Annotated in this window: 21 protein-coding genes; 8 read left to right on the forward strand and 13 right to left on the reverse strand. The window is 68.6% G+C overall.

What is annotated here, in order from left to right; translation table 11 throughout:
* Nucleotides 1-4 precede the first annotated feature (4 nt).
* Nucleotides 5-1,495 (reverse strand): NCS1 family nucleobase:cation symporter-1, encoded by a 1,491-nt coding sequence (locus tag ACFXN1_RS33345; protein ID WP_379441842.1) that lies wholly within the window; start codon nucleotides 1,493-1,495, stop codon nucleotides 5-7.
* A gap of 150 nt (nucleotides 1,496-1,645) precedes the next feature.
* Between ACFXN1_RS33345 and ilvA the strand changes: the two genes are divergently transcribed.
* A complete protein-coding gene (gene ilvA, locus ACFXN1_RS33350; protein ID WP_379441844.1) occupies nucleotides 1,646-2,860 on the forward strand; it encodes a threonine ammonia-lyase in 1,215 nt (404 codons plus the stop codon).
* A 21-nt stretch (nucleotides 2,861-2,881) separates the two neighbouring features.
* On the opposite strand, the gene ACFXN1_RS33355 is transcribed toward ilvA, so the two are convergent.
* Both ACFXN1_RS33355 and ACFXN1_RS33360 read right to left on the reverse strand, forming a co-directional pair.
* Nucleotides 2,882-3,205, reverse strand: coding sequence for a DMT family transporter (locus ACFXN1_RS33355; protein ID WP_379441846.1), 324 nt, complete (start codon nucleotides 3,203-3,205; stop codon nucleotides 2,882-2,884).
* A 325-nt stretch (nucleotides 3,206-3,530) separates the two neighbouring features.
* Nucleotides 3,531-6,452, reverse strand: a complete 2,922-nt coding sequence (locus ACFXN1_RS33360) for an ATP-binding protein (protein WP_379463749.1) — start codon at nucleotides 6,450-6,452, stop codon at nucleotides 3,531-3,533.
* A 189-nt stretch (nucleotides 6,453-6,641) separates the two neighbouring features.
* On the opposite strand from ACFXN1_RS33360, the gene ACFXN1_RS33365 reads away from it, so the two are divergent.
* The 5 genes from ACFXN1_RS33365 (at nucleotide 6,642) to ACFXN1_RS33385 (ending at nucleotide 11,620) form a co-directional block, all read left to right on the forward strand.
* Complete coding sequence (locus tag ACFXN1_RS33365; protein ID WP_379389439.1) at nucleotides 6,642-6,989, forward strand: VOC family protein; 348 nt, start codon at nucleotides 6,642-6,644, stop codon at nucleotides 6,987-6,989.
* Between the two features lie 49 nt (nucleotides 6,990-7,038).
* Nucleotides 7,039-7,494, forward strand: coding sequence for an iron chaperone (locus tag ACFXN1_RS33370; protein WP_379443453.1), 456 nt, complete (start codon nucleotides 7,039-7,041; stop codon nucleotides 7,492-7,494).
* 231 nt (nucleotides 7,495-7,725) lie between these two features.
* A complete protein-coding gene (locus ACFXN1_RS33375; RefSeq protein ID WP_379443452.1) occupies nucleotides 7,726-9,300 on the forward strand; it encodes a DUF222 domain-containing protein in 1,575 nt (524 codons plus the stop codon).
* 653 nt (nucleotides 9,301-9,953) lie between these two features.
* Nucleotides 9,954-11,255, forward strand: a complete 1,302-nt coding sequence (locus ACFXN1_RS33380; RefSeq protein ID WP_379443451.1) for a hypothetical protein — start codon at nucleotides 9,954-9,956, stop codon at nucleotides 11,253-11,255.
* Between the two features lie 182 nt (nucleotides 11,256-11,437).
* A complete protein-coding gene (locus tag ACFXN1_RS33385; protein ID WP_379443449.1) occupies nucleotides 11,438-11,620 on the forward strand; it encodes a hypothetical protein in 183 nt (60 codons plus the stop codon).
* A gap of 60 nt (nucleotides 11,621-11,680) precedes the next feature.
* Here the strand turns inward: ACFXN1_RS33385 and argH are convergent, their stop codons facing one another.
* Genes argH through ACFXN1_RS33400 form a run of 3 tightly spaced genes read right to left on the reverse strand, consistent with a single transcriptional unit; the run spans nucleotide 11,681 to nucleotide 15,273 of the window.
* Nucleotides 11,681-13,102 (reverse strand): argininosuccinate lyase, encoded by a 1,422-nt coding sequence (argH, locus tag ACFXN1_RS33390; protein WP_364619327.1) that lies wholly within the window; start codon nucleotides 13,100-13,102, stop codon nucleotides 11,681-11,683.
* Nucleotides 13,099-14,016 carry an SAM-dependent methyltransferase gene (locus ACFXN1_RS33395; RefSeq protein WP_379443448.1) on the reverse strand — a complete coding sequence of 306 codons (918 nt, stop codon included), beginning with the start codon at nucleotides 14,014-14,016 and terminating at the stop codon, nucleotides 13,099-13,101. Before ACFXN1_RS33395 ends, argH begins: the two co-directional genes overlap by 4 nt.
* A gap of 54 nt (nucleotides 14,017-14,070) precedes the next feature.
* Nucleotides 14,071-15,273 carry an argininosuccinate synthase gene (locus tag ACFXN1_RS33400; protein WP_040856946.1) on the reverse strand — a complete coding sequence of 401 codons (1,203 nt, stop codon included), beginning with the start codon at nucleotides 15,271-15,273 and terminating at the stop codon, nucleotides 14,071-14,073.
* Nucleotides 15,274-15,524: 251 nt separating this feature from the next.
* Between ACFXN1_RS33400 and ACFXN1_RS33405 the strand changes: the two genes are divergently transcribed.
* Both ACFXN1_RS33405 and ACFXN1_RS33410 read left to right on the forward strand, forming a co-directional pair.
* Nucleotides 15,525-16,292 (forward strand): trans-aconitate 2-methyltransferase, encoded by a 768-nt coding sequence (locus tag ACFXN1_RS33405; protein ID WP_379443447.1) that lies wholly within the window; start codon nucleotides 15,525-15,527, stop codon nucleotides 16,290-16,292.
* Nucleotides 16,293-16,440: 148 nt separating this feature from the next.
* On the forward strand, nucleotides 16,441-16,593 hold the full coding sequence (locus ACFXN1_RS33410) for a hypothetical protein (protein WP_379443445.1): 153 nt from the start codon (nucleotides 16,441-16,443) through the stop codon (nucleotides 16,591-16,593).
* Here ACFXN1_RS33410 and ACFXN1_RS33415 read toward each other — a convergent pair.
* The 7 genes from ACFXN1_RS33415 to ACFXN1_RS33445 form a co-directional block, all read right to left on the reverse strand.
* Nucleotides 16,586-17,287 carry a hypothetical protein gene (locus tag ACFXN1_RS33415; protein ID WP_379443444.1) on the reverse strand — a complete coding sequence of 234 codons (702 nt, stop codon included), beginning with the start codon at nucleotides 17,285-17,287 and terminating at the stop codon, nucleotides 16,586-16,588. The genes ACFXN1_RS33410 and ACFXN1_RS33415 overlap by 8 nt on opposite strands.
* Nucleotides 17,288-17,377: 90 nt before the next feature.
* Nucleotides 17,378-17,875, reverse strand: a complete 498-nt coding sequence (locus ACFXN1_RS33420) for an arginine repressor (protein WP_379402760.1) — start codon at nucleotides 17,873-17,875, stop codon at nucleotides 17,378-17,380.
* Between the two features lie 29 nt (nucleotides 17,876-17,904).
* Nucleotides 17,905-18,849, reverse strand: coding sequence for an ornithine carbamoyltransferase (argF, locus tag ACFXN1_RS33425; protein WP_379443442.1), 945 nt, complete (start codon nucleotides 18,847-18,849; stop codon nucleotides 17,905-17,907).
* Nucleotides 18,846-20,039, reverse strand: a complete 1,194-nt coding sequence (locus tag ACFXN1_RS33430; RefSeq protein ID WP_379443441.1) for an acetylornithine transaminase — start codon at nucleotides 20,037-20,039, stop codon at nucleotides 18,846-18,848. Before ACFXN1_RS33430 ends, argF begins: the two co-directional genes overlap by 4 nt.
* 76 nt (nucleotides 20,040-20,115) lie before the next feature.
* Nucleotides 20,116-21,015: an acetylglutamate kinase gene (gene argB / locus ACFXN1_RS33435; protein WP_379443440.1), complete on the reverse strand. Its 900-nt coding sequence runs from the start codon at nucleotides 21,013-21,015 to the stop codon at nucleotides 20,116-20,118.
* Nucleotides 21,012-22,220, reverse strand: coding sequence for a bifunctional glutamate N-acetyltransferase/amino-acid acetyltransferase ArgJ (gene argJ / locus ACFXN1_RS33440; RefSeq protein ID WP_379443438.1), 1,209 nt, complete (start codon nucleotides 22,218-22,220; stop codon nucleotides 21,012-21,014). The genes argB and argJ overlap by 4 nt, the downstream gene beginning before the upstream one ends.
* On the reverse strand, nucleotides 22,217-22,764 hold a 548-nt coding region (locus ACFXN1_RS33445), incomplete at its 5' end, for an Asd/ArgC dimerization domain-containing protein (RefSeq protein WP_379463750.1). The genes argJ and ACFXN1_RS33445, both read right to left, overlap by 4 nt.

Consider the following 22,764-nt stretch of genomic DNA (forward strand, 5'->3'; position numbering starts at 1 on the left):
CCCCTCAGGCTTCGACCATGAGCGTGGTGCGGGTGGCCAGGGCGTAGTAGATGACCAGCGCCAGACCGCATCCGATGAACCAGCTGTACTGGGCCGCGGTGTGCATGCCGTAGATGTCCTTGGCCAGTACCGGGAACACCGCCGCGATGGCGCCGATCACGGTGGCGATCACCGCGACCGGATTGAACCCGTTGCGGTACCAGTACTTTCCGCGCTCGGCCATGGTGAACAGGTCGTCCACCACGATGGTCCGCTTCCGCACCAGGTAGTAGTCGGCGATGAGCACCCCGAACAGCGGGCCGATGAACGCGCCCAGCACCTCGAGGGTGTAGTGGATGACGTCCGGGTTGTTGTAGAGGTTCCACGGCGTGATCAGCACCGACCCGACCGCGGCGATCATCCCGCCCATGCGCCAGCTGATCTTCTGCGGGCTCACGTGTGAGAAGTCGAAGGCCGGGGAGATGAAGTTGGCGACGATATTGATGCCGACGGTGGCGATGCTGAAGGTCAGCGCGCCCAGCACGATGGCGAAGGTGGAGTCGATGCGCGAGACGGTCTCGACCGGATCGGTGATGAGCTCGCCGTACACCGGGATGGTCAGCGACGCGGTGATCACCACCAGCAGCGAGAAGGCCAGGAAGTTGACCGGCAGGCCGAGCAGGTTGCCACGCTTCACCGCCGCCATGGACTTGCTGTAGCGGGAGAAGTCACCGAAGTTCAGCATCGGCCCGCAGAAGTAGGACACCACCAGCGCGATCGCACCCAGGACCACGGGCAGCGCGTCCCAGCCGTGGTACTTCACCGCGCCCAGCTGCAGGTCGATGGCGCTCCAGCCAGCCTTGTAGATCAGGTAGCCGCACAGGAAGAACATGACGACATACACGGCGGGACCGCAGAAGTCGATGAACTTGCGGATGGATTCCATGCCCTGCCAGAACACGGCCGCCTGCACCACCCACAGCACCAGGTAGGCGCACCAGCCCAGCAGCGACAGGCCGAGGAAACCGTAGTCACCGGACTTCGCGTACGGCGCCAGGCTCGGGAAGAGCTTGACCGCCACCACGATCAGCGCCGCCGAGGCCAGGTAGGTCTGAATCCCGTACCAGGCCACCGCGATCAGGCCGCGGATGATGGCCGGGATGTTCGCGCCCTTCACGCCGAAGGCGCTGCGGCACATGACCGGATACGGCACGCCCGCCCGCTGGCTGGGCGCGGCCACCAGATTGCACAGGAAATATACGATCGTGATGCCGATCAGCAGGGCGGCCAGCACCTGCCAGCCGGCCAGGCCGAGGGCGAAAAGGCTGCCCGCCGTGACGTATCCGCCGACGCTGTGCACATCCGACATCCAGAAGGCGAAGATGTGGTACGAGCCCCAGGTCTGTTTCTTCAGGGGGGCGAGATCGTCATTGGTGAGCCTGGGGTCGTAGTCTGGAGCGGGTGTCGCCGCGGCGGGCTCCGCGCCCGCCGACGCGGGGGTGACGATGTCGGTCATGGGGTGTATCCGATCCGAAAGCCGATGATGGTGGGCTCAAGGTAGGAACGAGCCGTTCCCCGTGGATTGCTTTTCGGTTTCCGGGTTATTGCGTGATCCATATATCTTTCGCGAACGACAGACGCGTGAATACCTGGCAACATGGCCCGCATGGAGCTCATGGCGCGGATCGAAGCGGCGGCGACCCTGCTGACACCGGTGATCCGGCGGACTCCCGTGGTGGCCTCGCGGGTGCTGTCGGAGCGCACGGGGCACGAGGTCTGGCTGAAGTGCGAGAACCTACAGCGCACGGGATCGTTCAAGCCGCGCGGCGCCTACAACCGGATCGCCAATCTGACCGCGGCCGAGCGGGCACGCGGGGTGGTGGCGGCCAGCGCGGGCAATCACGCGCAGGGGGTGGCGTGGGCGGCGACCTCGCTCGGGATCGACGCCACGGTATTCATGCCGGTGGGTGCGGCGCTGCCGAAACTGGTGGCCACCAGGGCCTACGGCGCGACCGTGCACCAGGTGGGCGACACCATCGACCAATCCCTCGCCGCCGCGCGGGATTTCGCGGAACGCTCCGGGGCGACGCTGGTGCACCCGTTCGATCACATCGATATCGTGGCCGGGCAGGCGACGGTCGGGCTCGAAATCCTCGACCAGCTCCCGGATGTCGGCACGGTGCTGGTGCCGACGGGCGGCGGCGGCCTGCTCGCCGGGGTGGCCGCGGCGGTGCAGCGGCTGAAGCCGCAGGTCCGGGTGATCGGTGTGCAGGCCGCCGAGGCCGCCGCCTGGCCCGCCTCGCTCGCGGCCGGGAAGCCGGTGGCGCTGGAACAGATGTCCACCATGGCCGACGGTATCGCGGTGGGCCGGCCCGGTGAGGTGCCGTTCGAGCACATCGTGGCCAGCGCGCCCACCATCGTCACCGTCGACGAGGACGCGCTGTCCAAGGCGCTACTGCTGTGCATGGAGCGGGCCAAGCTGATCGTCGAGCCCGCGGGCGCGGCGGGCGTCGCGGCGCTGATGGCCTGCAGCCCAGCCGAACTCGCACTGGAGGGCCCCGTCTGCGCCATCCTCTCCGGCGGCAATATCGACCCGCTGCTGCTGACCCGCGTGATCGGCCACGGCCTCAGCGCCGCCGGCCGCTACCTCGCCGCCCGCGTCACCATCTCGGACCGTCCCGGCAGCCTGTCCCGCCTGCTCGCCGAGCTCGGCCGCACCGGCGCCAGCGTCCTGGACGTGGTCCACTCCCGCACCGGCGCCTGGCTCGCCATCGACGAGGTCGAGGTGCTGCTCACCCTCGAAACCCGCGGCCCCGCCCACCGCGACGAGATGCTCACCGCCCTCGCGGACGCCGGATACCTGGTGCGCGTGCAGGATTGACGACCACGGAAGCCGCCATAGTCATTGCGCCCCACCGAGTTCCAGCGCCAGCACCCCCGCGATCACCAGCACGATCCCGCCGATCTGCACCGCCGTGATCCCCTCGTCCAGGAACAACGCCCCGATGGTCGCCACCGCCACCACGCCCACCGCCGACCAGATCCCATACGCCACCCCGATGGCCATCCCCCGCTTCAAAGCCTGCGACAGAAAATAAAACGCCGCCCCGTACCCGATCACCACGATGATCGAAGGCACCAGCCTGCTGAACCCCTCCGAGATCTTCAGCGAAACAGTCGCCGTCACCTCACACGCAATAGCCAACGCCAGCAACAACAAAGTCATATCCGCACAGTAACCACCCTTCACCCCGCTTCCGGAGTGCCTGGGCGACATGGAGCGCGCATGCGCCGAGCTGCGACGGGTGCTGCGTCCCGGCGGCCGGGTGGTGGTGCGTGTCGGCGAGCCGGAGGCCATGGCGAGAATGCCGTTCGCCCGCTACGGGATCCGGCTGCGGCCGGTGGCCGAGGTGATCGGCGCTGGGTCGCGCCCGCTCCGACGCCCTGGTCACCCGCGCTCGACACCGATCCGAAGCGGGGCCAGGAGCGGGCGTAGTGCCAGGTCCCGTCGTCATCCGGGGCGGCGAAGCAGAATACTCGCTGCTGAACTGTTAGAGGTGCACGAGTGCTGTCATCCGGGACAGGCCCAGGGTCGTGAGCATGGCGGCGCCCTCGATGGCGTCCGCACCGCCGGCCAGGATACGGGTCCGGGCCGACTGGTAAATGCAGCCTGCGGCATCGAACGTGGTTGCGGTGGAGAGCAATCGGTCCCGGTCCTTGGCCAATAGGGCTTCGGCCCGGTCGATGATGGCCGTGGCCACCGGGTTTCCGGTGACCTCGGTGCGTGCCTGTGCGAGATCGTCTGATGCGGAGGTGTTCCCGGTCATGGCGGCGGCTTCGGCGTGCAGGGCCAGGTACCACGGCAGCCATGCGCCGGTCACCCGGGTGCGCGCCTCGGCCGGGGTCAGTTCGGTGCGTTCCAGCGCGTCCTCCGGCTGGCCGTGGTGCAGCATCAGCAGTGCGTCGAAAACGGCCTGGTAGCCATCGGCATCCGTGGCCGGGGTGCCGAGTTGCTGGAGTACGCGGGTCCATTCGCGTTCGGCGTCGTAGTCGTCGCGCAGGCCGTGGATCATGCGCACCCCGGCCACGGCCGCGCCGAGCGCCGAGCGGGCCGGGCGCTCCTCGCGATGCCAGGCCTCGAGGAAGCGCGCGCTGTGGGCGAGGACGTCATCGACATTGCCCGCCAACGCATCCGCCACCAGCAGGCGGCTGGTGGCAGTGTGTCCGACCTCGGCCAGCATCGGATGCTCGGCAAGCTGCCGTCCCCAGCGGCGCGCTCCGGCCAGATCGCCTGCCCCGAGACCGAATTCGGTGGCCTGGCCGAGAGCGCCGACCAGTTCGTGGGTGCCGACCGGGTTGTCCGGCGTGGTCGAGAGCAGGCGGATGCGCCGCCGTGCGGTGGCCGCCGCGGCGCGCAATTCCCCAGCGCGGCTCTGAGCGGCGGCGAGAGCATCGAGGGCAGCGGATTCGGCGAACGGGTCACGGGTGCCGTGCGTGAGCTCGACGGCTCGCTCCGCACTCGAAATCACCTCCGGCGCAGGAACATCGGTAACGCCCTGTGGCGCACCGAAGGGGTTGGCGAGAACGACGGCCTCGGCCAGTGCGATGGCAGCCCGAGCAGCCTCCGCCCGCGCCGGATCAATCGTGACAGCCCCGGACCGAGCGATATCGGCCAGCGCAGCGGAATCCTGCACGGTATCTGCCCCCGCCGCAACGGCCGACGCGATATCGGCCGGAGCGGCGGAAGTTGGTGCTGCGGCGAGGCGGCGCGCCTCGGCGATGAGTGCGACCAGATCTTCGCGGGCCGGGATGCGCTCGAACCTGCCCCAGAATCGGTAGGCGGAGGCCGCCGCGGTCGCCAGGTCGATGGATGCGCCCGCGGAATCCCCTGCGCGCTGAGCGAATTCGGCGGCAGCGTGGTGCAGGCGGTACATGTCGTCACCGTTCCCCTGGCAACCGGCTGCGGCCGCGGCGTGCCGCAGCAATTCCGCGGCGGCGGCCGGGTCGTCGGCGAGGTAGGCGGCCTGCTCGTAGCGCCATTGGGATTCGCCGGTGAGGTGCCGGGTGAACATCAGGGGAGCCAGTAGCCGCGCCAGCCCGTGGGCATCACTTCGGCGGTCGGGTTGTTCGCAGGCCCAGCCGAGTGCGGCGCGGAAATCGTCTGCGGCGGCATCGAATCGGGCCCGCCAGCCGGTGCGCACCACCGAGAGGTCGCCCGCCTCGGCCAGGCACCAGCGCAGATGCCCGGCGCGGGCGTCGGTCACCTCGCCGGCCGCCTCGAGCTGTTCGAGCCCGTACTGCCGGATGGTCTCCAGCGCGCGGAATTGGGTACCGGTCGGCGTATCGGTCACCACGAGCAGGCTCTGTTCGACCAGTCGCGCCAATCCGGCTGCCACCGCGCCCTTGTCGAGACCTGCCGCGTCGGCCGCGGCCTCGACCGGGAACGAGGTCATGAACACCGAGACCCGCCGCAGCAGCATCCGGTCCTCGGACTCGAGCAGGGCGTGGCTCCAGTCGAGGGCCGCGCGGACCGATCGGTGCCGGTCGTCGGCGCGGGCGCCGCCGGAGAGCATGCGCAGCTGATCGCCCAAACCCGCTGCGAGACCGTCCAATCCGAGCGTGGTCCAGCGGGCGGCCGCCAGCTCGATGGCCAGCGCCACGCCGTCGAGGCGTTCGCAGAAGGTCGCGACCTGGTCGCGCATGGCGTGGTTGGGCGGCCAGCCGCCCGCCGCCGCGCGGTCCATGAACAGGGCGACCGCGTCCGAATCACCGTCCCCGGCAAGCGACATCGGCGGGACGGTGTACACGCGCTCGAACGGCACCATCAGCCGGGCGCGGCTGGTGGCCAGCACGCTCATCCCCGGGCACGCCGCCAGCAACTGCTCCACGAAGGGGGCGACGCCGTCCCGCACGTGTTCGCAATTGTCCAGCACCAGCAGTGCGTTCCGGTCGGCGAGCGCGGCCAGTACGGCGCGGTCGAAGCCGCGACCGGGCTGCTCACCGATGCCGAGCGCCATGGCGACGGTGCCCGCGACCACACACATGTCCGGGCTGGTGATCGGCACCAGGTCGACGAACCACACGCCGTCGGCGAAGTCGGCGGCCACATCCGCCACCACCGCCAGGGCGAGCCGGGTCTTGCCGACGCCGCCGGGTCCGACCGCGGTCACCTGCCGCTGCGTCTTGATCAGTTCCGTGAGCTCGGCCCGCTCCCGGGTGCGACCGATGAACGAGGTCAACGGTTTCGGCAGCGCCGGCGCGGGTCGCGGGCCGGCGGCGCGGGTCGCGGCGGCGTGCAGGGCCAGGGCCCGCCGGTCGGGCATGTCCAGTTTCCGCAGCAGCGAGGACACGTGGCTCTCCACCGTGCGCACCGAGATGAACAGTCGCGCACCGATCTCGGCATTACTGAGGTGCTCGCCCACCAGGGTCAGCACTTCCGCCTCGCGAGTGGATACTTCCGACGTCACAGCCATGAATTCAGTCTGCCGCATCGGTCGCCGGAAGACGGTACCGATGGGTTCGGTGTGGCTCTCCGTGGTGGATTCCGTGGTCACCACGGATGTGACCGAGGGGCCCCGGAAGCGAAGCTGAATGCACACCGGGTTCGCAGGAGCCAACCGGACCACAGGGTCGCTTCGGACCCCCACTCACCAGGAGAAATCATGACCACGCTGGGCATCAGGACCGTGCTGCACCCCGTCTCCGACCTCGCCGCCGCCAAGACCGTCTACACCGCGCTGCTGGGCATCGAGCCCCAGACCGACTCCCCCTACTACATCGGTTTCGAGTCCGAGGGCCAGCACATCGGCCTGGTCCCCGCGGGCAGCCCGCAGAGCCCGGCCGCCCCCGTCTCCTACTGGCACGTCGGCGATATCGAGGCCAAGGTCGCCGAGCTCACCGCCGCCGGCGCGACCGTCCAACAACCCGCACGCGAGGTGGGCGGCGGCCGCCTGGTCGCCACCCTCACCGATGCCGACGGCAATGTCCTGGGCCTCATCCAGGACCGCTGACCGCAACCCCACCCAGCCCTCTCCCCCACTCCCGCAAAGGAATCCAGCCATGGCCATCGAGAACGCCACCAAGAAGACCACCGTCGGCTTCAGCACCGAAGAGCGCGCCGCCATGAAAGCCCATGCCGCGGAACTGAAGACCGCCGCCCGCCGCAGCTCCCGCTCCGCCAAGGCCGACGGCGAACAGGACGTCCTGGCCAAGATCGCCGAAATGACCGGCACCGACCGCGAGATCGCCGAACGCCTCCACGCCCTCATCAAATCCGTCGCCCCCGAACTCACCTGCAAGACCTGGTACGGCATGCCCTCCTACATGCGCGACGGCAAGATCGTCTGCTTCTTCCAGACCGCCGCCAAGTTCAAGACCCGCTACGCCGTCCTCGGCTTCAACGACATCGCCAACCTCGACGAGGGCGACCTGTGGGCCGTCAACTATGCACTGAAGGCCATGACCCCCGAGACCGAATCCCGCATCACCGACCTCCTGAAGCGGTCCCTGAGCTAGTGCCGCCTCCGGGAAGGCCGATGGTGTAACCCGCTACCCGTGGTGGCGGGTTACACCATCGGTCATCGACCCGGTAGTGCCGCGTCAGGCAACGCGGGCAGGTTGATCCGTTGGCAAGCAATAGGATTGGAAAGAATTACACTCTGCATTCGCCCGGAATGTTGCTGAATTACCTTGCCATACTGGACATTTCGGGTTTCCAGGCATTGTTGATGGCGGTAGAATTAGCACATGGATTCGAAGGGGACAACACTCGACACCTGCGGCATCGCCGAGTTGGCGACCGCGGTCGAGACCTTGTCGAATTCGATCCTCCACGGCAACCTGGATCATTTCACGGACGGTGATGTCGTGGAATTGATGCGCAAGCTGGAAACCTGCAAACGGCAACTGTCCGCACTGGATTCGCGATTGATCATCGAAGCCTCCGACCGTTCGCTGCCGCGGAAGAATGGGGACAAGGATCTGGTGCCGTTCCTGCGCGAAACCCTCGGGTTGTCCCGCTACGACGCCTCGGTGCGGGTGAAGATCGCCGGTGCATGCGGAGAGTTCTTCGACAGCACCGGGCAATTGCGCACAGCGACTCTGGCCGCGACCGCCAAAGCCTTCGAGACCGCGAACATCTCCCGCGACCACGTACGCGGCATCGTCGAGATCATGACGCACCTGCCCTCCGATATCCCCACACAAGCACGGGTCGAGGCCGAGGAACTGCTGGTTACGTTCTGCCACACCGGCTCCCCCGATGACCTGCCCAAGATCGGCCGCGAAATCCTCACCCGCCTCGACCCCAACGGGACCGTGATCTCCGATGCCGACCGGCGTCGCCGTCGCGGCATCGTGATCGGCCGCCCCGGCGTGGACGGCATGTCGAAGATCGAAGGCTGGCTCACCCCCGGACTGCGCGCGTCGCTGGACGCGATCCTCGCCAAGCTCGCACGGCCCGGCATGTGCAACATCGACGACACCGAAATCCTCACCGCCACAGCTCGAATCGATTCCAAGGTCCTCGAAGCCGCCGCACGCCGCGACCGTCGCGATGCCGCGCAGCGCACCCACGACGCGCTGCACGCGCTGCTGCAGCCGGACATCAACATCGGCAAGGCTGGCATCAACGCCACCAAGCCCCATGCCGGCGCGGCCGAGTCTGGCGCCAATACCGCCACGCCCGGCATCTCCCCCACCGAACTCGCCGTCAACACCGTCAAGCTCGGCATCAGCGCCGCCGAACTCGGCTCCCACCGAGGCATGCGCGTACAGCCGGTGCTGACAATGAGTCTGGCCGATGTGGAGCGCGGCGCGGGTGTGGCGACCACCAGCACCGGCGGCCACGTAAGCATCCACGAGGCCCTCGAGATGGCTCAGGGCACCCGCCCGGTGCTCGCAGTGCTGGACGCCAACGAGATTCCGCTCTACCTGGGCCGCTGCGAGCGCCTCGCGACCTCCGGTCAGCGCCTCGCCCTCATAGCCCGGGACAAGGGCTGCACCCGCCCGGGCTGCGATGCACCAGCGAGCATGTGTGCCGCCCACCACGTCACCGACTGGGCCGTCGGCGGACCCACCGACCTGGACAACTTGGCGTTGGCATGCGATCACTGCCACGCGCTCGTCAACAACAGCCGGGACGGATGGAAAACGATTGTGATGGGCCAGGATTCACCACACCCCGGCCGGTGCGGATGGATCGCACCCAGGCACATCGACCCCACCCAAACCCCACAGGTCAACGAGCGTCATCACGTGGCGGAGCGGCTGGCCGCCAGGATCGAATCCAGTTGCCGGGAGTGGGGTTCACGGGTGGCGTGAGCCCCAGGGCTGCCAGCGTCCCACCCTGTGTGCGCGGGGACGGGGAGGTGTAGTTGCGTCGCCGCCCTGCCGCACTGGAGCTGACGCCCAACCGAGAGCCACACCTCACCTCCCAGCCCACCGACTGCACGCATCCCTTTACCGACAACTCGAGACCGCCAAGGATTTCCCCAGCTAATGGTTCTTTGACAACTACATAAAGACGATGAACGGCCGAGCCGTAATGGGGCTGGTAGGTGAGGGGGCCTCGCAAGCTCGGCCACCCTCCCTCCTTCCTCCAGGCATCTTTTATCTTTTGTCTCTTCGATCTTTTGGCTCTATCGTCTTACTGTGATCTTCTTCGATGGAAAGGGCGCCAAGCGCCCCTGCCGGTGATCCCCGGCCAGTGGCCGACTTCCGAGAACACGGACAGCCGGACCACTTTTCTTGCTCACGCCCTCAGCCTCGCAGCCATCCACGGTGCAGACCCATGGCCACGCGGCGGCAATCCGCTCCCTGATGATGATCCTGGCGAGCGAACATTCCTCAATTCGACTGTCCTGGACGGCGTCCGGACCCATCACGTCGCTATGGACTCCGAATCGCCGCCCGCCACAGCCCTTGCCGACCTGATCACTGAGGTCGCCGCGCTTTCAAACACGAATACCCTAGCGGTGCTCCATGATCGGCTCGCCGAATACCGAGCCCTCGATGTGGCCGATGATCTCGCCCGGGAACTGCGGACGCGGGAAGTACCCGCCGCGGACCTGCGATCGCTGGCCCGCCGACTTCTGGAGAATGGCACCCGCCGCAATGCCGTCGCGCTCGGCATCGTCATGCTGGGCGTTGCGGGTGATCACCGCGACCGTGAACTGCTCCTGCTCCTGGGCAGTTTGGAGGACCTCACACTGTATGCGGCTGTCGCACTGGCCAATTCCCAGCAAAACCGCGATACGGCGGTTTACGAGCTGGCCCAGCGCGTGGATGGCTGGGGACGGATCCATGCCGTGGAACGCCTGGCGGGGACCCAGGACCCGGAGATCAAGAATTGGCTGCTACGCACGGGGTTCCGCAATCGCATACTGAACGAATACCTCGCACATCTCGCGGCCACCACCGGGGATCTCCACACCGCACTACTCGCACCCGATGTCGACGCCGAACTGCTGGACAGCACAGCCGATCTCCTCGCGGCTCTCACCGGGTGGGGCGGACCAGCGCAGGACATCCGTCATTACCCTGATGCGCTACCCGTGCTGGCTCGATTCGCCGAACTGCTCCACGAAGCGCCCCCGACCCTCCGTATCGTCTGCGCGGCCGGATCGTTCCCCCAGCAGCTGAAACGTGCTGCTCCGAAAACGGACTGGGAGCCCACTCGAACATCCGCCGTCATCGACCGGTACTCGGCACTGCTCGAGCGTCCCGACTGGCGTGAACTGGTCGTGGCCGAACTCCTCGACCCCGCAGACGATTTCGCCTTGAACCAGGCCCTGCAATGCTCCGAGGCCGTAGGCTTCGACGCCTACCCGCATGCACTGGCACACCTCCGCACGGGTGTACTCAGCGTTTACGCCTGGCAATGGGTCGCCAAGCGGACACCCGACCACGAGGTCGCCGAACTCGCCAGGCTGACACAGGAGCAGTTGCCGCTGGACGAGATGGCGAGCGGACCGCTCTCACGAAACCAGAGCCGCTCCCTGTGGCAACCCGAAGACCACATCCTCGAGGTTGTACTCGCTCGTCTGGACCGCAGATCGGGCGACGTGGGAGTGCCCTTGCTGCGGGCCGGGATTCGCGGCCGCACCGTGCGATTGCGCAGCGTGGCCATCCGCAAGCTCGCGGAGGTGTTCGGGCCGGATCTGCCCGCCGATGTCCGCGAGTGGGTCGGTGCGGCCGCCGTCGCGGAACCCGACGAGGTCGTCCGCACCGAGCTGGTGAAACTCCTGGAGCGGGCGACCTTGGACTTCGAGCAATAAATGGGATGCGTTGAATGCCCAGGCCCGGTTACAGTGCTCCGCATGTGGCTGCAGCTGTTCTCCTGAGCACGATTCGTTTGTGACGCCCGGCGGTCTGCCGAATTGACCGTGCCTGTGGCATTCCCGATTCCGACCGGCGATCGAACCCGGTCCGTCGGTCACGCATACCCATAGGAGGACTCATGCCCGAGCGCTTTCCGCTGTCCGAAATCCTTGCCGAGGACCCCGCCGAACGCCCGTTGTCGCGGCGCGAACGGCGCGGGAAGGGCGACAAGAAGCAGCAGACCACCGCGAACGGCAAGGTGCACGACGCCGGTCGTGCCGCGGTGCCCGCCGCGAAGCACATGAACTATCGACGCGGATGACGAAAGCGGCCCGTTGGGTTTCCAGGTCGGAAATCCAACGGGCCGTTGCCGTTTCGGGTGTCAGCTGAGCCAGGCGCGCTGGGTGGCGGCGGTGCCGCGCACCTCCTCGAGCTGCTTGGCGACCTGGGTGCCGGCCGTGCCGCCACGGGCATTGCGGGAGGCGATGGAGCCTTCGACGGTGAGGACCTCACGGACACCGGGGGTCAGGGCCGGGTCGACGGCGGCGAACTCCGCGTCGGTGAGCTCGTCCAGGCCGACGCCGCGGGACTCGGCGGCGCGCACGCACCCACCCGCGGCCTCGTGCGCGACGCGGAACGGAACACCCTGGCGGACAAGCCATTCGGCGATATCGGTGGCGAGAGTGAAGCCGGCGGGGGCGAGCTCGGCCATGCGGTCGGTGTGGAAGGTCAGGGTGGAGACCAGGCCCGCGATGGCGGGCAGCAGCAGTTCGAGCTGGGCGACCGAGTCGAAGACCGGCTCCTTGTCCTCCTGCAGGTCGCGGTTGTAGGCCAGCGGCTGAGCCTTCAGGGTCGCGAGCAGGCCGGTGACATTGCCGATGAGGCGGCCCGCCTTGCCCCGGGTGAGCTCGGAGACGTCCGGGTTCTTCTTCTGCGGCATGATCGAGGAGCCGGTGGACCAGGCGTCGGCCAGGGTGATGTAACCGAATTCCGGTGTGCTCCAGATGATCACCTCTTCGGCCATGCGGCTCAGGTCGACGGCGATCATGGCCAGCACGAACGCGGCCTCGGCGGCGAAGTCACGCGAGGAGGTGGCGTCGATGGAGTTCGCGGCGGAAGAGTCGAAGTTCAGCTCGGCGGCAATGGCTTCCGGATCCAGGCCCAGCGAGGAGCCCGCCAGCGCGCCGGAACCGTACGGCGACACCGCGGCCCGCTTGTCGAAGTCGCGGATCCGGTCGATGTCGCGCAGCAGCGGGTGGGCGTGCGCGAGCAGGTGGTGGGCCAGCAGCACCGGCTGGGCGGCCTGCAGGTGGGTCTTGCCCGGCATCACCGCGTCCGGGTGCGCGGCGGCCTGCTCGACCAGGGCGTCCACCACATCCAGTACGCCGGAGGCGATGCGCCGCACCGCATCCCGCAGCCACATGCGGAACAGCGTGGCCACCTGGTCGTTGCGGGAGCGGCCCGCGCGCAGGCGGCCACCCAGCTCGGTGCCGACCCGGTCGATGAGCCCGCGCTCCAGCGCGCCGTGCACGTCCTCATCGGATTCGAGGGGGCCGAAGGCGCCCGATTCCACATCCGCCGCAAGCTGATCCAGGCCCGCGAGCATGCCCGCCAGGTCGGTCTCCGACAGCAGCCCGGCCTTGTGCAGCACGCGCGCGTGAGCCTTGGAGGCGCGAATGTCGTACGGCGCGAGCGCCCAGTCGAAGTGGGTCGACTTGCTCAGCGCCGCCATCGCCGCGGCCGGGCCGGACGCGAAGCGTCCACCCCACAGCGCGCCTTCATTGGTGCTGCCGCCCTGGGTCATAGCGTGTCGTCTCCTCGCGGTTTCGTCGCGGTCATCAGAATGTGTTGGGTCATAGCGGCCCGGACCGCCTCGGGAACGGCCCGCCCGCGGTCCTCGAGCAGGGCGATCGGGTCGCCCTCGGTGACCAGCCAGCGGTGCATGGCGAACCAGCTGCGGGGGTCCTCGCGGCCCTCCCACGGGTAGAACAGATCTTCCAGGTCCAGCTTCAGCCCGGCATCCGCCATCACCTTGCGCCGCCGCTCCCGGAACTCGTCGGCCAGATCACCGGACCCGGTGCCGAGGTTGATCGCCATCCGGCTGCCCGGCGCGCTGAGTTCCACCACGCGCTCGAGCAGTTGAGTCTGGGCGTGCCCGGGCAGGTAGCGCAGCAGCCCCTCGGCCAGCCAGGCGGTCGGATGATCCGGTTCGAACCCCTTGTCCAGCAGGGCTTTCGGCCAGTCCTGCCGCAGATCGACCGGCACCTCACGGCGATCGGCCACCGGCTCGTCATCGGCGAGCGCCCGGGCCTTGAACGCCAGCACCTTCGGCTGATCGAGCTCGAAAATCCGGGTGTCCGAGGGCCATTCGAGCCGGTAGGCCCGCGCGTCCAGGCCGGCGGCCAGGATCACGATCTGCCGGATCCCGGCCCGCACGGCCGCGGCGAAATACTCGTCGAAGTAGACGGTGCGGGCCACCAGGACATTGCCCAACGACCAGGCCTGGTAGTCGCCGTCGCTGACGCTCTGGCGGCTCAGCGCCCCGGACATCATGGCGTTCCAGCCCTCGGACCCGACCGCGGCCACCAGCTTCGCCGCGTACGGGTCGTGGAACAGGGCGTCCTCGCGGCTGGTCTCGTAGGCGCGAATGGCCGACACGCCGATGGCGGTCGCGCCCACGCTCTCCGTGATGTCCCAACTGTCGTCATCGGTTCGCATGGGCGCGTCTCCTTCGGCCGGCGCTTGAATGAATTCAGCTCCGGTCGCAGGCTACTACTTGCTGTTGAGGTCCCGCCGCGCCGCGACCTTGGAGGACAGGCCGTGGATCTGGACGAAGCCCTTGGCCAGCGACTGGTCGAAGGTGTCGCCCTCGTCGTAGGTGGCGAGGTTGAAGTCGTAGAGCGACTCGTCGGAGCGACGGCCGTTGACCACGACGCTGCCGCCGTGCAGGACCATCCGGACATCACCGGACACATGCTGCTGGGTCTCGGCGACGAAGGCGTCCAGCGCGCGCTTCAGCGGCGAGTACCACAGGCCGTCGTACACCAGCTCGCCCCAGCGCTGCTCGACCTGCCGCTTGTAGCGGCCCAGCTCGCGCTCGATCGTGACCGCTTCCATCTCCTGGTGCGCGGTGATGAGCGCGATGGCGCCTGGGGCCTCGTAGATCTCGCGGCTCTTGATGCCGACGAGCCGGTCCTCGACCATGTCGAGGCGGCCCACGCCCTGGCGGCCGGCCCGCTTGTTCAGCTCGGTGATGGCCTCGAGCATGGTGACCGGGCGGCCGTCGATGGCGACCGGGATGCCCTTGTCGAAGGTGACGATGAGCTCGTCGGGCGCCTCGAAGTTGACGGTCGGGTCGACGGTGTAGTCGTAGACGTCCTTGGTCGGGGCGTTCCACAGGTCCTCGAGGAAGCCGGTCTCGACCGCGCGGCCCCACAGGTTCTGGTCGATGGAGAACGGCGACTTCTTGGACACGTTGATCGGCAGCTTGTTCTCGCCGGCGAACTCGATGGCCTTCTCACGGGTCCAGGCGTAGTCGCGGACCGGGGCGATGACCTTCAGGTCGGGCGCGAGCGCGCCGATGCCGACCTCGAAGCGGACCTGGTCGTTGCCCTTGCCGGTGCAGCCGTGCGAGACGGTGTCGGCGCCGTGGTACTCGGCGGCCTCGACCAGGTGCTTGACGATCAGCGGCCGGGAGATGGCCGAGACCAGCGGGTAGCGGCCCATGTAGAGGGCGTTGGCCTGGATGGTCGGCAGGCAGTACTCGTTGGCGAACTCGTCGCGGGCGTCCACGACGATGGACTCGACGGCGCCGCAGTCCAGCGCGCGCTGGCGCACGTCGTTCATGTCCTCGCCACCCTGGCCGAGGTCGATGGCGACGGCGACGACCTCCGCGCCGGTCTCCTTACCGATCCAGCTGATGGCGACTGAGGTGTCCAGCCCGCCGGAGTAGGCGAGTACGACGCGCTTGGTCATAGTCCGTGTGCTCCTCGATTGTTCGTATAGGCCCTCGACCGGTGTGCTGCCCCGCGGTCCCGTCCCGGTCCCTCTGGCGCGCTCCGTCGTCCTGCAAATGATTATGCATGACGATGCAATCCCATTCATAACCGGGGCCCTCGCCTGCGTGGATTGGGCGCCGATGACCGTCACATCCTTGCACCGGAACCCGGCGAGGAATAAAGTACGAACGTACGGTTTGGGAAATTCGACGTTCATACGGAGGGCCCATGTGGGATCCGGACAAGTACCTCGCCTTCGACGACCTGCGCGCGCGGCCGTTCTTCGACCTGGTCGGGCGGGTCGGCGCGGACAAACCCCGGCGGGTGGCCGATGTCGGCTGCGGCCCGGGCAATCTCACCGCGGCACTCGCGACCAGGTGGCCGGAGGCGGCCCTCGAGGCGTTCGACTCCTCGCCCGAAATGGTCGCCGCGGCAAGGGAACACGGCATCGACGCAACTGTCGCCGATGTCCGCGACTGGCGGCCCGCACCGGACACCGACGTGGTGGTGACCAATGCGGTACTGCAGTGGGTACCGGATCATCTTGCGCTGCTGCCGGATTGGGTGGCAGCCCTGCCCACCGGCGCCTGGCTGGCGATTCAGGTGCCCGGGAACTTCGATGCGCCTTCACATCTCGCGATCCGGGAGCTCGCGTCGTCGCCGCGGTGGCGGGAGCGACTGGGGGCGGCGGGGATTCTGGATCGGCAGGCGGTGCCCGATCCCGCCGGATACGCCGGGGTGCTGACCGCGTCCGGATGCCGGGTCGATGCCTGGGAGACCACCTATCTGCAGCCGCTGACCGGAGATGATCCGGTACTGGAATGGGTGACCGGAACCGCGCTGCGTCCGGTCCGCGACGCGCTCGACGATGCCGCGTGGCAGGACTTCCGGGCCGAGCTCGCGCCACTGCTGCGCTCGGCCTATCTGCAGCAGCCGGACGGTGTCACCTGGTTGCCGTTCCGTCGCGTGTTCGCGGTCGCGCACAAGCCGGAGTGAGAGGAACCGATCGCCCCTCAGAGCGACCAGTCGGCACCGAATCCGGCAAATGCCCGAAACCCACCCTTCGATGCGATTCACGATCACGGCGGACGCCGCTGTGCCACGCTGGAAGTCGACACTTCCGGGTCAACCGAAGGATTCCGCCATGCTCTCGACACTCGCTCAGATAGTAGGCACCCTCGGCCGCGACATCCTGTCCATCGGAGGAGCGGCGCTGCAGCTCGTCCAGGATCTCATCTCCTCCGGCGCACAGGGCCAGGGCGGCGCGGTTCCGCCCGGCCAGTACCCGTTCAACTGATCTCGATTGACATCAGCACCCCGTCGGTGGCGGCATCCTCGTGATGCTGCCACCGATTTCTCTGTCCGCGAGGCTTTCCCTGGTGAGCATCGCGCACGCAGTAGCCCGCATCGTCGGCGAGGCGCACGACCTGGGGCTCACGCACCGGCAGGCGCAATCCGGCGCGATCCAGGCCGCGCGGGTCGGGTGGGCGCAGGCGGGCGGTGCGGCCGCCCGGCTCCAGGGGCGGGATGGGCGGCTGCGGAAGTCGGTCCGGCAGCCGGACCGGTTGCGGCACAGTGATATCCGACCAGGTGATCACGGTCTGGCGTTCGGCGCGGAAGAGCAGGCCGCCGCGAATCCAGTGCGAGGCCAGGATCCGCCCGGAGAGCGCGACCTCGAGGACGGTGAAGCGGCCGCCGTAGGGTTCCGGTGCGGCTTCGGATACGGCGTGGAAACCGCAGCTGCAGTCCTCGTCCGGCACTGCGTGACTCCGGCCGCGCCGGCACTCGGCGATCGCGTCACGCGGGTAGGGCGCGCCGCCGGTCGCCGGAATGAACCGATCCCCGTCGATGCGCCGGGCCACCTTGCGGGCCATGACCACCCAGACCCCGTCGTCGGTCCGGCGCAGGCTGGGCCGGACCACCTCGGGAACGTGAGGCCGCTCCCGCGTCCCGGCTTCGAAGGATCCGATCAGTCCATAGCCTTCGCACATGTGCGTTCCTTGCTCGGGGATGTCCTTCCTACCGAGCGTACGCCCGCACTCGGACCCCACTACCGCAATTATCCTGCGGCACAGTCCGATTCAGGCCAGCTGTTCGATCTTGGCGGCCAGTTCCGCGCCGGTCATGGGCTCGCGGGCGATAACGGCGATGGTGTCGTCGCCCGCGATGGTGCCGACCACCTCGGGCAGGGCGGCGCGGTCGAGGGCGCTGGCCAGGAAGTGCGCGGCGCCCGGCGGCGTGCGCAGGACTGCGATATTGCCGCTGGCATCGGTGGAGACCAGCAGATCGCCGAGCAGTTTCGAGAGGCGTTCGGTGCCGCCGATGACGCCGCGGACGGGGCTGCCATCCTCGGGCACCACGTACACGCCCGCGCCGCCGTCGGCCGCGCGCAGCTTGACCGCGCCGAGTTCGTCGAGATCGCGGGACAGTGTCGCCTGGGTGGTCTCGATGCCCTCGGACGAGAGCAGCACGGCCAGTTCCGACTGGCTGCGGACCTCGTGCTGGGAGAGGATGGCGACGATGCGGGCCTGCCGGCCGGCGCGGGTGCGGGCGATGGCCGCACCCGACTTGCTCGACACCGGTGCGGCCGTGCGACGTTCGCCGCTGCTCACCTCTCGCCTCGCTGGTAGCGCTCCAGCAGCCACACCAGCAGCGCCTTCTGCGCGTGCAGGCGGTTCTCGGCCTCGTCCCAGACCGCGCTGTGCGGGCCGTCGATGACCTCGTCGGTGATCTCCTCACCGCGGTGCGCCGGAAGGCAGTGCAGCACGGTCACATCCGCGGCCGCGCGGGCCAGCAGCCCGGCATTGACCTGGAACGGACGGAAGGGGGCGACCCGGTCGCGGCCGTCGTTCTCCTGGCCCATGGAGGTCCAGGCGTCGGTGACCAGCGCGTCCGCGCCCTCGGCCGCGGCCTGCGGGTCGTGGGTGATGGTGATGGTCGAGCCGGTCTCGGCAGCGCGCTTCTGGGCGGCGTCGACGATCCAGCCGAACGGCTCGAAACCCTCGGGGGCGGCGATGGTCACGTTCATACCCGCGGTGACACCGCCGAGCATGAGCGAGTGCGCCATATTGTTCGCGCCGTCGCCGAGGTAGGTGAGGTTGCGGCCGCTCAGGTCGGAGCCCTTGTGCTCCTTCAGCGTCTGCAGATCCGCGAGCACCTGGCAGGGGTGGAACTCGTTGGACAGCGCATTGACGACGGGAACCGTTGCGGCGCCGGCCATCTCGTCCAGGCGTGCCTGTTCGAAGGTGCGCCAGACGATGGCGTCCACATACCGAGACAGCACACGGCCGGTGTCGGCGAGGGTCTCCTCGCGTCCCAGCTGGGTGTCGCGACCGTCGACCACGACGGCGTGCCCGCCGAGCTGGGCGATGCCCATCTCGAAGGAGAACCGGGTGCGGGTGGAGTTCTTCTCGAACATGACCGCAACGCCGCGCGGGCCCTCCAGCGGCCGCCGCGACTGCGGCGCGGACTTCAGTTCCGCTGCCAGCGCGAGAATCTCGGCCTGCTCGGCGGGGGTGACGTCGTCGTCACGCAGGAAATGCCGGATGGTCACTTGGTCTCCTTCTGGGCCTGGGCGGCATCGAGGATGCCGGGCAGGTCGGACAGGAAGTTCTCCGCCTGGGTCTCGGTGAGCACCAGGGGCGGAGCGAGGCGAATCACGTTGGGCTTGGCCGGATTCAGCAGGTACCCGGCCTCCCGGGCGGCCAGCTCCACGTCCGTGGAGGCATCGGCGGTCAGCTGGATGCCGATGAGCAGACCGGCACCCCGCACGTGGTCGACCAGCGGGTGGCCGAGGTTCTCGATCCCATCGACGAGGATCTTGCCCACCGTCTCCACATGCGAGAGCAGGCCGTCTTCGTCGATGGTCCGCAGCACGGCCAGCGCCGCCGCCGCGCACACCGGATTGCCGCCGAAGGTGGTGCCGTGCATGCCCGGCTGCAGCAGCTCCGCGGCCGGGCCCTGGGCCAGCACGGCGCCGATGGGCAGGCCGCCGCCCAGGCCCTTGGCCAGGGTGATGACATCGGGCACGATGCCCGCGGCCTGGTGCGCGTAGAACGCGCCGGTGCGGCCGATGCCGGTCTGCACCTCGTCCAGGATCAGCAGCGCGCCTTGCTCCTTGGTGATGGCGCGGGCCTTGGCCAGGTAGTCGGCCGGGGGCACCACGACGCCGCTCTCCCCCATGATGGGTTCCAGGAACACCGCGGCGGTGTCCTTGTCGACGGCGGCGGCCAGCGCCAGCGCGTCGCCGTAGGGCACGTGGACGACGCCGGGCGGCATGGGCTCGAACGGTTCCCGCTTCGAGGGCTGGCCGGTCAGTGCGAGCGCGCCCATGGTGCGGCCGTGGAAGGCCTCCTCGCAGGCGATGATCTTCCGGCGCCCGGTGAGCCGCGCCATCTTGAAGGCGGCCTCGTTGGCCTCGGTGCCGGAGTTGCAGAAGAACGCCTTGCCCTGCCCGTCGCCGAAGTGCGCGAGCAGCCGTTCGGCCAGCTCGATGACCGGTTCGCTGGCATACAGATTCGAGACGTGGCCCAGGGTGCCGAGCTGCTGGGTGACCGCGGACAGGATGGCCGGGTGCGCGTGGCCGAGGCTGTTGACCGCGATGCCGCCCAGGAAGTCGAGGTAGCGCTTGCCGTCGGCGTCGTAGACGACCGCGCCGGCGCCGCGCACCAGTGCCACCTTGGGGGTGCCGTAGTTGTTCATCAGCGCGGTGTTCCACCGCTGCTGGATGTCGGCTGTGCTCATGCTTCCACCTCGCTAGCGCTCGGCTCCAGCACGAGCACACTCGTGGCTGTGTTCATTTTCCGCTCGCTACGCTCGCTCATGAGATCTCCTGTGCGGGGGTGACCATCGTGCCGATGCCTTCCCCGGTGAACAGTTCCAGCAGGACCGAGTGGGCGACGCGCCCGTCGATGACGTGCGCGGTCGGGACGCCGCCCTCCACGGCGCGCAGGCAGGCTTCCATCTTGGGCACCATGCCCTCATCCAGCGACGGCAGCAACTTGGCCAGCTCGTCGGTGTCGATGCGGCTGGTCAGCGAGGACCGGTCGGGCCAATTCGTGTACAGGCCCTCGACATCGGTGAGGATGACCAGCTTCTCCGCGCCGATGCCCTGGGCCAGCGCGGCCGCCGCGGTGTCGGCATTGATGTTGTGCACCACGCCGTCGGCGTCCGGGGCGATGGTGGAGACCACCGGAATACGGCCCGCCGCAATGAGATCCAGCACGGCGTCGGGATTCACCTCGGTGACGTCGCCGACCAGGCCGATATCGGTGGCCGCACCGTCGACCTGCACGGTGCGGCGGGTGGCGGTGAACAGCCGGGCGTCCTCGCCGGAGATGCCGACCGCGTACGGGCCGTGGGCATTGATGAGCCCCACCAGTTCCCGGCCGACCTGCCCGAACAGCACCATGCGCACGACGTCCATGACCTCGGGCGTGGTGACGCGGAAGCCGCCGCGGAATTCGCCCGTCATGCCGAGCTTCTTCAGCATGGCGCTGATCTGCGGGCCGCCGCCGTGCACCACCACCGGGTGCACGCCGACGGTGCGCAGGAACGCCATATCGGCCGCGAAGGCCCGCTTGAGCTCGTCGTCGATCATGGCGTTGCCGCCGTACTTCACGACCACGATCTTGTCGCGGAACTTCTGCAGCCACGGCAGCGCGTCGGCGAGGATGTGCGCCTTGTCGAGGGCCGAAAGCTGTTTCACCACATCGCTCATGAGCTGTAGGCCGAGTTCTCTTCGACGTAGCCGTGCGAGAGGTCGGTGGTGCGGACGGTGGCCGCGCCGTCGCCCAGACCCAGCTCCACCAGGACCTGGATGTCGGGGCCGGACAGGTCGACTTCGCGGGCGCCCGGCGCGCCCGCGCCGTCGACGCACACCGGAGATCCGTTGAACGACACCGAGACCCGGTTCGGATCCAGCTCGATGGGCGCGATGCCGATGGATGCCAGCACCCGGCCCCAGTTCGGGTCGGAGCCGAAGAACGCGGTCTTGACCAGGCTGTCGCGGGCCAGCGCCCGCGCACCGATGAGCGCTTCCTCTTCGCTGACCGCGCCCTGCACGGTGATGTGCACGCGCTTGGTGACGCCCTCGGCGTCGGACATGAGCTGCTCGGCCAGGTCGTCGCAGACCGCGAGCACGGCCGCGTTCAGATCCGCCTGGCTCGGGGTGACGCCCGAGGCGCCGTTGGCCAGCAGCAGCACGGTGTCGTTGGTGGAGCAGGAGCCGTCCACGTCGAGCCGGTCGAAGGTGTACTTCGTGGCATTGCGCAGCGCCTCGTCCAACTGCTGCGGGGTGGCGACCACATCGGTGGTGAGCACCACGAGCATGGTGGCCAGCGATGGCGCGAGCATGCCCGCGCCCTTGGCCATGCCGCCCACGTTCCACTTGTCCTGGTGGTGGAAGGCGGTTTCCTTCGGCACGGTGTCGGTGGTCATGATGGCCCGTGCGGCCTCGGCGCCGCCGGACAGGCCGCCGCCCATCTCGTGCACGATCTCGGTGACGGCCGGGATGAGCTTGTCCATGGGCAGCCGGTCGCCGATCAAACCGGTGGAGCAGACCGCGATCTCACCCGCGCCGGTCTCGGTTCCCCAGTTGCTCAACGCCTTTGCCAGTTCCTCGGCGGTGGCGTGGGTGTCCTGGAAGCCGCCCGGGCCGGTGCACGCGTTGGCGCCACCGGAATTCAGGATGACCGCGCGCAGCCGGCCGCCGGTCAGCACCTGCTGCGACCACAGCACCGGCGCGGCCTTGACCTTGTTGCGGGTGAACACGCCGGCGGCCGCGTACTCCGGGCCCTCGTTGAACACCAGCGCCAGGTCCGGCTTGCCGCTCTGCTTGATGCCGGCGGCGATGCCCGTGGCCCGGAAGCCCAGCGGTGCGGTGACGCCCTGGGTCCGCACCAGCTTGCCGTTGTCGATCGTCACGGTGCCACTCCTACGGTGGAAAGTCCTGCGGTCTCGTCGATTCCGAGAGCCAGATTCATCGATTGCACCGCGGCGCCCGCGGTGCCCTTGGTCAGGTTGTCGATCGCGCCGATGACCACCAGCAGCCCGGCGTCGGTGTCCACGGTGACCTGAAGCGTGACGGCATTGGAGCCGAGCACCGAACCGGTCTGCGGCAGTACGCCTTCCGGCAGCAGGTGCACGAAAGGCTCGTCGGCGTAGGCCTTCTCGTAGACGGCGCGGGCGGTGGCGGCGTCCACGGTGGTGGGGGCGGTGCAGGTGGCCAGGATGCCGCGCGGCAGCGGGGCCAGCACCGGGGTGAACGACACGCTCACGTCGGCGCCGGATCCCGTGGCGGCCTTCAGGTTCTGCGCGATCTCGGGGGTGTGCCGGTGCGCGCCGCCGACGCCGTACGCCCGGGCCGAGCCCATCACCTCGGAGCCGAGCAGCTGTTGCTCGCCCGTCTGGACGACGGACGTGCGCTCGAAACCGCACCGGTCGACTTGGTCCAACTCACCGTCGACGC

The sequence above is a fragment of the Nocardia sp. NPDC059154 genome (assembly GCF_042755705.1).
GTDB lineage: Bacteria > Actinomycetota > Actinomycetes > Mycobacteriales > Mycobacteriaceae > Nocardia.

What these genes read in the sequence shown, in the direction of transcription:
- ACFXN1_RS33430 (WP_379443441.1), bottom strand. Translation starts at nt 20,039, where the DNA reads ATGAGCACAGCCGACATCCAGCAGCGGTGGAACACCGCGCTGATGAAC.
- ACFXN1_RS33405 (WP_379443447.1), top strand. Translation starts at nt 15,525, where the DNA reads ATGTGGGATCCGGACAAGTACCTCGCCTTCGACGACCTGCGCGCGCGG.
- ilvA (WP_379441844.1), top strand. Translation starts at nt 1,646, where the DNA reads ATGGAGCTCATGGCGCGGATCGAAGCGGCGGCGACCCTGCTGACACCG.
- argB (WP_379443440.1), bottom strand. Translation starts at nt 21,015, where the DNA reads ATGAGCGATGTGGTGAAACAGCTTTCGGCCCTCGACAAGGCGCACATC.
- argH (WP_364619327.1), bottom strand. Translation starts at nt 13,102, where the DNA reads ATGACCCAGGGCGGCAGCACCAATGAAGGCGCGCTGTGGGGTGGACGC.
- ACFXN1_RS33355 (WP_379441846.1), bottom strand. Translation starts at nt 3,205, where the DNA reads ATGACTTTGTTGTTGCTGGCGTTGGCTATTGCGTGTGAGGTGACGGCG.
- ACFXN1_RS33400 (WP_040856946.1), bottom strand. Translation starts at nt 15,273, where the DNA reads ATGACCAAGCGCGTCGTACTCGCCTACTCCGGCGGGCTGGACACCTCA.
- ACFXN1_RS33365 (WP_379389439.1), top strand. Translation starts at nt 6,642, where the DNA reads ATGACCACGCTGGGCATCAGGACCGTGCTGCACCCCGTCTCCGACCTC.
- ACFXN1_RS33370 (WP_379443453.1), top strand. Translation starts at nt 7,039, where the DNA reads ATGGCCATCGAGAACGCCACCAAGAAGACCACCGTCGGCTTCAGCACC.
- ACFXN1_RS33375 (WP_379443452.1), top strand. Translation starts at nt 7,726, where the DNA reads ATGGATTCGAAGGGGACAACACTCGACACCTGCGGCATCGCCGAGTTG.
- ACFXN1_RS33385 (WP_379443449.1), top strand. Translation starts at nt 11,438, where the DNA reads ATGCCCGAGCGCTTTCCGCTGTCCGAAATCCTTGCCGAGGACCCCGCC.
- ACFXN1_RS33415 (WP_379443444.1), bottom strand. Translation starts at nt 17,287, where the DNA reads ATGTGCGAAGGCTATGGACTGATCGGATCCTTCGAAGCCGGGACGCGG.
- ACFXN1_RS33345 (WP_379441842.1), bottom strand. Translation starts at nt 1,495, where the DNA reads ATGACCGACATCGTCACCCCCGCGTCGGCGGGCGCGGAGCCCGCCGCG.
- ACFXN1_RS33410 (WP_379443445.1), top strand. Translation starts at nt 16,441, where the DNA reads ATGCTCTCGACACTCGCTCAGATAGTAGGCACCCTCGGCCGCGACATC.
- ACFXN1_RS33360 (WP_379463749.1), bottom strand. Translation starts at nt 6,452, where the DNA reads ATGGCTGTGACGTCGGAAGTATCCACTCGCGAGGCGGAAGTGCTGACC.
- ACFXN1_RS33395 (WP_379443448.1), bottom strand. Translation starts at nt 14,016, where the DNA reads ATGCGAACCGATGACGACAGTTGGGACATCACGGAGAGCGTGGGCGCG.